We start from the raw sequence: 6835 nt of genomic DNA on the forward strand, positions 1-6835 counted from the left end.
GTTTTCTTTTTTGAGAATGTCGGGAAGGGTTTTCATGTTTTTTAAAATCAATTGCTAGTATATTGCAACAAAGTACGACAAGTTGTTTTATACTATTGCTATTTTGAATCTCTTTTTAATAATTGTAATTTTACGTCTTGAAAACACAAAAGGAATGACAATTACCGATACACACACTCATTTATATTCTAACGAATTTGGCGAAGATCGTGACGAAATGATTCAACGTGCCATTAATGCCGGGGTTTCACGGTTTTTTATTCCGGCCATAGATTCGGCATATACGCAATCAATGTATGAATTGGAAAAAGCTTTCCCTGAAAACGTATTTTTAATGATGGGTTTACACCCAACGCATGTAAAAGACAATTACCTCGAAGAATTACAACTTGTCGCCGAAGAATTATCCAAAAGAAAATTTTATGCCATAGGCGAAATTGGAATCGATTTGTATTGGGATAAAACCCATTTGCCTCAGCAGAAAGACGCTTTCAGGAAACAAATTCAAATGGCAAAACAATATAAATTGCCCATCGTTATTCATTGTCGGGAAGCTTTCGACGAAATTTTCGAAATTTTGGAAGAGGAAAAATCTTCTGATTTATTCGGAATTTTTCATTGTTTTTCGGGAACGTATGAGCAAGCATTACAAGCCATTTCTTACAATATGAAACTTGGAATAGGCGGGGTGGTCACTTTTAAAAACGGAAAAATTGACCAGTTCTTGAAACAAATCAATTTAAAGAATATTGTTCTTGAAACCGATTCGCCTTATTTGGCACCAGTTCCTTATCGGGGAAAACGCAATGAAAGCAGTTATCTAGTCAATGTTGTAAGTAAACTGGCAGAAATATATGATTTGCCTCAAGAAGAAATCTCAAAAATCACCACCGAAAATTCTGTAGTTGTTTTTGGGATTTAAAACAGAATCTCTGTATTATCGATAAAATTTTTGTTAATTTGTTCTCATAAAAAACAACCACCATATGTCAAAATTTGACACTATCCGCCCTTTTTATGACGCTGAAGTAAACGATGCCATTTGTTCTTCGATAAAGCACCCAATGATGAAAGCATTGATGAATTTTTCTTTTCCAGATGTAGACGATGAGGTTTGGAAAAAACAACTCAAAAAAACATATTCCATTCGTGATTTTCAGTGCAAATTTATCTATCAATCAGTGCAAAAAGTGTTGAATAAATCTTCTGATGGTTTGTCAACTTCAGGCTTCGAAAAATTAAAAATAAACAAATCTTATTTGTTTATTTCGAATCACCGTGATATACTTTTGGACACCTCATTGTTGAATGCTTCTCTTTATGAACATGACCTTATTATGACTGCGTCTGCCATTGGAGATAATTTGGTAAAAAAATCATTTTTAAAAATTCTGGCAAAATTAAACCGAAATTTTTTGGTTCAACGAGGGCTATCTCCTAGAGAAATGTTGCAAAGCTCTAAATTATTATCGGAATATATTGGGCAATTATTGTTGTATGAAAATCGTTCGGTTTGGATTGCACAGCGAGAAGGAAGAACTAAAGACGGTAATGACTCAACAAATCCTGGAGTTTTAAAAATGCTCGGAATGGGCTCTGACGAACCAAATTTAATGGATTATTTCAAGAAAATCCAAATAGTTCCGGTTACCATTTCTTATGAATATGATCCGACAGACGCCTTGAAAATGCCTCAATTAATGGCCGAAGCCAACAATGAAATTTACACCAAAGAAAAAAATGAGGATTTCATTAACCTCATGAGTGGTGTAATGGGACAGAAAAAACGCATTCATATTCACATTGGAGATATTCTTGATCAAGAATTAGATGGAATAAAAGCAGAATTTGATAATTCAAACAAACAAATTCAAGCTTTGGCACAGGTTATTGATGATTCAATATTAAGCAATTATAAATTATGGCCCACTAATTTCATTGCCCATGATCTTTTGAACAACACCAATGCTTTTTCTCATTTATACACTGGAAACGAAAGATTGCTTTTTGAGCGTAGATTGGAAATGCGAATAGACCAAAAGAATCCGGTGGCTTTACAAAGTTTCTTAGCCATGTATGCTAATCCAGTTACTAATAAATTAAAATATAGTAATGCAGTCTAAAGCCAAAATCCTTTTAATTTATACCGGGGGAACCATAGGTATGATGAAGGATTTTGAAACAGGGGCACTCAAAGCTTTTAATTTTGGTAAACTTTTACAAAAAATACCCGAGTTAAAACAATTAGATTGTGACATTGAAACGGTTTCTTTCGATAAGCCAATCGACTCTTCTAATATGAATCCTGAAGAATGGATAAAAATTACTACAATCATCGAAGATAATTATGTTAATTTTGATGGATTTGTGGTTTTACACGGATCAGACACTATGTCTTATTCTGCATCCGCATTAAGTTTTATGCTCGAAAATTTGTCAAAACCAGTGATTTTTACTGGATCACAATTACCCATTGGCGATTTAAGAACGGATGCTAAAGAAAATTTAATAACAGCAATTCAAATTGCTTCTTTGCAAATGGATGGGAAACCAGCCATTAGGGAAGTGTGTTTGTATTTTGAATACAAATTATATAGAGGAAACCGAACTACAAAAATAAATTCTGAAAATTTCAATGCTTTTATTTCTCCTAATTACCCCACTTTAATAGAGTCGGGGGTTCATTTGAAAAGCTTTTCAGAATTATTTTTACCTAAAACAAGAGCGAAGAAATTAAGAATTCATAAAAAATTTGAAAATAATGTAGCTATTGTAAAAATATTTCCCGGAATAAGTGAAGCCGTTTTGTCTGCAATTTTTTTAATTCCCCAACTCAAAGGGATTGTTTTAGAAACGTATGGCGCCGGAAACGGACCAACCGAAGAGTGGTTTTTAACACTTTTGAAAGGTGGAATTGCCAGAGGTTTGCATATAGTAAACGTAACACAATGCTCGATTGGAAGTGTAACAATGGGTAAGTATGAAACCAGTACTTCAATGAAAGAAATTGGGGTGATTTCAGGAAAAGACATCACTACCGAAGCAGCAATTACCAAATTGATGTACTTATTAGGTGAAAATGTTCCGGCCAATATTTTTAAAACAATATTCGAAACTTCATTACGCGGGGAATTGTCATAAAAATCGAATTTTAATTTTCTAAAGTCAAAACTTTTCGTGTTCTTTGCAGCCTTAAATTAATAGAGAGGTGGCCGAGTGGCTGAAGGCGCACGCTTGGAAAGCGTGTATATGGCAACATATCGAGGGTTCGAATCCCTTCCTCTCTGCTGAAACACCCTTCAAAATAATTCAAAACCTCGAGAACCCTATGTTTTTCGGGGTTTTTTCTTTTAACACAGACAATGAAGGCGCTAAATTTTGGACTGATTTATTCAATAATCCACTGTATAAATGCTATTTCGCCAAAAGATGGAACCAGCTTACTCAAACCGGACAAGCTTTGAATTATTCTAGTATGTTGCAGTTTATCGATACTACATTAAATTATATTAGTGAAGCTAAAGTAAGAGAACATCAAAAATGGGGAACGGTAACGAATCAAGACACGGAAATAACCAATTTAAAAGCGTTTTTGTCTAATAGAATTTCTTGGATTACAACTAATTTGGGTTCTTATTCCGCTTGTAATTCAGTTGTAATTCCAGCATTAGTGATCAATAAAATAAATTATAATCCTAAAATTTCAACCGGTTTTACGGTGAGCAATGATTTAGAATTTATAGAAATAAAAAACACAGGCGCTACGACCGTTAATTTGAATGGTTTCTACTTGCGAGAATTGGGAGTGAGTTATCAGTTCCCTGTTGATTCTAAGGTTTTAGCCAATGAAAGTATTTTTTTGGCCAGCAATCCAACTACTTTTAAAGCCAAGTATAGCATTACAGCCTTCGATCAATTTACAAGGAATTTATCTAACAGCTCTCAAAAACTAGTTTTGGCAGATGGATTTGGGAACACTATCGATTCGGTGGAGTATTTCGACACTTCCCCTTGGCCTCTCGATGCCGATGGTATGGGTAGTTATTTGCAATTAATTGATCCGACTTTAGACAATAGCTTAGCTTCGAGTTGGATTGCATCATCCAGTTTGACTTTATCAACTCCATCTTATATCGAAACTTCTACAATTTCTGTTTATCCAAATCCGGTGGATACTGTTTTAAATGTTCGTGCCGAAAAACCAATAAAAGGCATCAAGGTTTTTAACGTTTCTGGGCATTTATTGAATGAAGTTACACCAAAATCAGACTTGATTTCACTTGATTTTAGTTCGTATTCTAAAGGTCAGTATTTTATGATTATTTATGACGAAAATAGTTTTACGACCACAAAAATAATCAAGCAGTAAGAAACCGTAAACGTTCGTTTTGGGTAATTTTTTCTTTGTTCGTTTGTGTTTAATTTGATTTTGGTCTATTGCATAAAACCAAATTAACTTCCAAATGATTAATTAGTCCAAACTATATTGGGTGGGTTTTCAAAGTAGCACTTTCTTCAACTTGACGAAAAGTTATTTGCAGACAATTTTAAACTAAATGTAAAATTAGGTTTTACTAAAAAGAAAATTCATTTTTTTAACGTTTTATAAAACATAAATAACAAGCTTTCTAAAATGGCAATTAAAAAATCCGACCAGCTTTACATTTTATTTTTCATTAATAATTCATCCCTTAATAAAGTATATTCAATAATTAACATAAATCTAATTAAATTATGAGTTCAGAAAATTCACAAACAAAATGGGGTCAATTTATTCCCTTGGTAATAGTATTCTTTTTTTGGGGATTTGTTGCTGCCAGTAATGACATTTTAATTCCAGTTTTCAAAAAAGCATTTGATTTAACTCAAAGTCAAAGTCAATTTGTTTCCTTGGCTTTTTATATTTCTTATACCGTAGGTTCCTTGATATATATGGGCGTTTCTTTATTGATGAAACAAGATTTGGTAAACAAAATAGGATACAAAAATGGTCTGGCATTGGGGTTGGTAATTTCTGCCCTTGGAACATTGCTTTTCTATCCTGCAGCAAATTTAGGATCTTATTCGTTAATGTTAGCAGGCTTATTCATAGTAGGTTTGGGGTTCTCCCTACAACAAACGGTTGCCAATCCATTGGCAATTGCTTTGGGACCCATAAAAACGGGTTCACAACGTTTGACTTTAGCAGGAGGAATCAATAATTTTGGAACTACGATTGGACCTTTAATTGTGAGTTTTGCTATTTTTGGTGCGTCTTCAACCGGTAATACAGATATGAGTATTGAAAGTGTTAAAATTCCTTATTTAATATTGGGATTGGCATTCCTGCTTGTTGCGGTTCTTTTAAAATTCTCCTCGTTACCCGAATATCCCGAAACAATAGTAGAATCGGTAGAAGATGCAGCATCTTCAAAAAGTTCTGCATTACAATATCCTCAACTGGTAATGGGAATGATAGCCATCTTTCTTTATGTTGGGGTCGAAGTTTCTACTGCCAGTAACTTACCATCTTACATGGAAACTAAATTAGGTTTTGCCATTGGTGATATTGCACCATACATATCGTTGTATTGGGCGAGTTTGATGATTGGGCGATGGACTGGAGCAGTTGAAGCTTTTACGAACAATATGAATCTTCAAAAAATACTGCGCTTCTTGGCGCCATATTTAGCTTTTGGTGTCTTCTTGTTCGTAAATTCAATAGCCAAACATAACTTGACTCCTTTCTACGTATATGGATTAATTATTTTAGTTTTAATTGCTGCTGATATGGCCAGTAAAGGAAATCCTGCCAGAATGTTGCTTATATTTTCTGTTTTAGGAATTGTAGCTTTGCTCACTGGAATGCTCACAAAAGGAATTATTAGTGTTTATGCATTCACTAGTGTGGGCTTATTTTGTAGCACACTTTGGCCTTGTATATTTACATTGGCTGTAAGCGGTTTGGGGAAACACACTAGCCAAGGAAGTAGTTTCTTGATCATGATGATTATGGGTGGTGGAATTATCAGCTGGTTACAAGGTTTTGTTTCTGATAGTATTGGTATTCAAAACAGCTACATCGTCGGTGTCGTATGTTTTGCCTATCTGGCATTTTATGCCCGGAAAGTAAGTGGTATTTTAAGAACACAAGGCATTGATTTTGATAAAAAAATAAGTATGGATCATTGATGTTTTTTCATTTGCAACTCACAGTCATTAAAATCGAATAGAGAAAATACTGTAAATGTAGGTTTCGATAAATTAGCTAACTTCAAAATAATTTATAAAAATCGAAAAAGATAATCTAGGCGTAAAACAAAGATTAAGGGAAAATGTATTAATTGAAATTGATATTCTAAAATAACAGTCACTCGAGAGCTTTGCTCGAACAGGCGATGCAATCAAGCGGTCTCACTTCGGTCGTTCCCTTTGTTCCGTTCGGCTGTTTCAGTCGGTCGTTCCTTCCTCCGTTCCACAGACACTTCACAGCACAAAAAAATAAGGCAGTCCAGCCAAAGGCGGGACAACCTCATTTTTCCGCTGTTCGTTCCTCATCTTCACACGTTCTCTTCCTGCGTTCGGTCGGGCTTATGCATCCACAATACCGTCCCGCCGTAAAAAGCGGGACCGTATTATGTCTGCCGCCCTCAGTTTTTTCAGCGGTTGCTCCTTCGCCCAGCCATCGGGGTTGGCTCGCTCCACAATCTGCAAATAAGTATGTTAATGGTTAAAGAATAATTATGATTTCATTTCAACTTTAGTGATAGAAGGTCGCTATGCCCTGAATCAAGGTTACCCGCCAAAAAAAGGCGGGAGTCTTTTATTTTTTCCCCGCCGTTACACGCTCATAGCC

5 protein-coding genes and 1 tRNA gene are annotated in these 6835 nt (G+C 34.9%); all 6 read left to right on the forward strand.

Going from position 1 to position 6835, the window contains the following annotated elements; genetic code table 11:
• The first annotated feature begins 154 nt into the window (after positions 1 to 154).
• The 6 genes from AABM59_RS04955 to AABM59_RS04980 all read left to right on the forward strand — a co-directional run bounded on the left by AABM59_RS04955 (position 155) and on the right by AABM59_RS04980 (position 6171).
• A complete protein-coding gene (locus AABM59_RS04955) occupies positions 155 to 922 on the forward strand; it encodes a TatD family hydrolase (protein WP_338407871.1) in 768 nt (255 codons plus the stop codon).
• A 64-nt stretch (positions 923 to 986) separates the two neighbouring features.
• On the forward strand, positions 987 to 2123 hold the full coding sequence (locus AABM59_RS04960) for a 1-acyl-sn-glycerol-3-phosphate acyltransferase (RefSeq protein WP_338407872.1): 1137 nt from the start codon (positions 987 to 989) through the stop codon (positions 2121 to 2123).
• Positions 2113 to 3141: an asparaginase gene (locus AABM59_RS04965; RefSeq protein WP_338407873.1), complete on the forward strand. Its 1029-nt coding sequence runs from the start codon at positions 2113 to 2115 to the stop codon at positions 3139 to 3141. Before AABM59_RS04960 ends, AABM59_RS04965 begins: the two co-directional genes overlap by 11 nt.
• A 61-nt stretch (positions 3142 to 3202) precedes the next feature.
• Positions 3203 to 3287: transfer RNA gene (locus tag AABM59_RS04970), tRNA-Ser, on the forward strand.
• 41 nt (positions 3288 to 3328) lie between these two features.
• Entirely contained in the window at positions 3329 to 4369 is a 1041-nt protein-coding gene (locus AABM59_RS04975; RefSeq protein ID WP_338407874.1) for a lamin tail domain-containing protein, read from the forward strand.
• Positions 4370 to 4734: 365 nt separating this feature from the next.
• Complete coding sequence (locus tag AABM59_RS04980; RefSeq protein ID WP_338407875.1) at positions 4735 to 6171, forward strand: MFS transporter; 1437 nt, start codon at positions 4735 to 4737, stop codon at positions 6169 to 6171.
• Positions 6172 to 6835: the final 664 nt, after the last annotated feature.

Source organism: uncultured Flavobacterium sp., assembly GCF_963925185.1.
Lineage (GTDB): Bacteria > Bacteroidota > Bacteroidia > Flavobacteriales > Flavobacteriaceae > Flavobacterium.

What these genes read in the sequence shown, in the direction of transcription:
- AABM59_RS04960 (WP_338407872.1), top strand. Translation starts at nt 987, where the DNA reads ATGTCAAAATTTGACACTATCCGCCCTTTTTATGACGCTGAAGTAAAC.
- AABM59_RS04965 (WP_338407873.1), top strand. Translation starts at nt 2,113, where the DNA reads ATGCAGTCTAAAGCCAAAATCCTTTTAATTTATACCGGGGGAACCATA.
- AABM59_RS04980 (WP_338407875.1), top strand. Translation starts at nt 4,735, where the DNA reads ATGAGTTCAGAAAATTCACAAACAAAATGGGGTCAATTTATTCCCTTG.
- AABM59_RS04955 (WP_338407871.1), top strand. Translation starts at nt 155, where the DNA reads ATGACAATTACCGATACACACACTCATTTATATTCTAACGAATTTGGC.
- AABM59_RS04975 (WP_338407874.1), top strand. Translation starts at nt 3,329, where the DNA reads ATGTTTTTCGGGGTTTTTTCTTTTAACACAGACAATGAAGGCGCTAAA.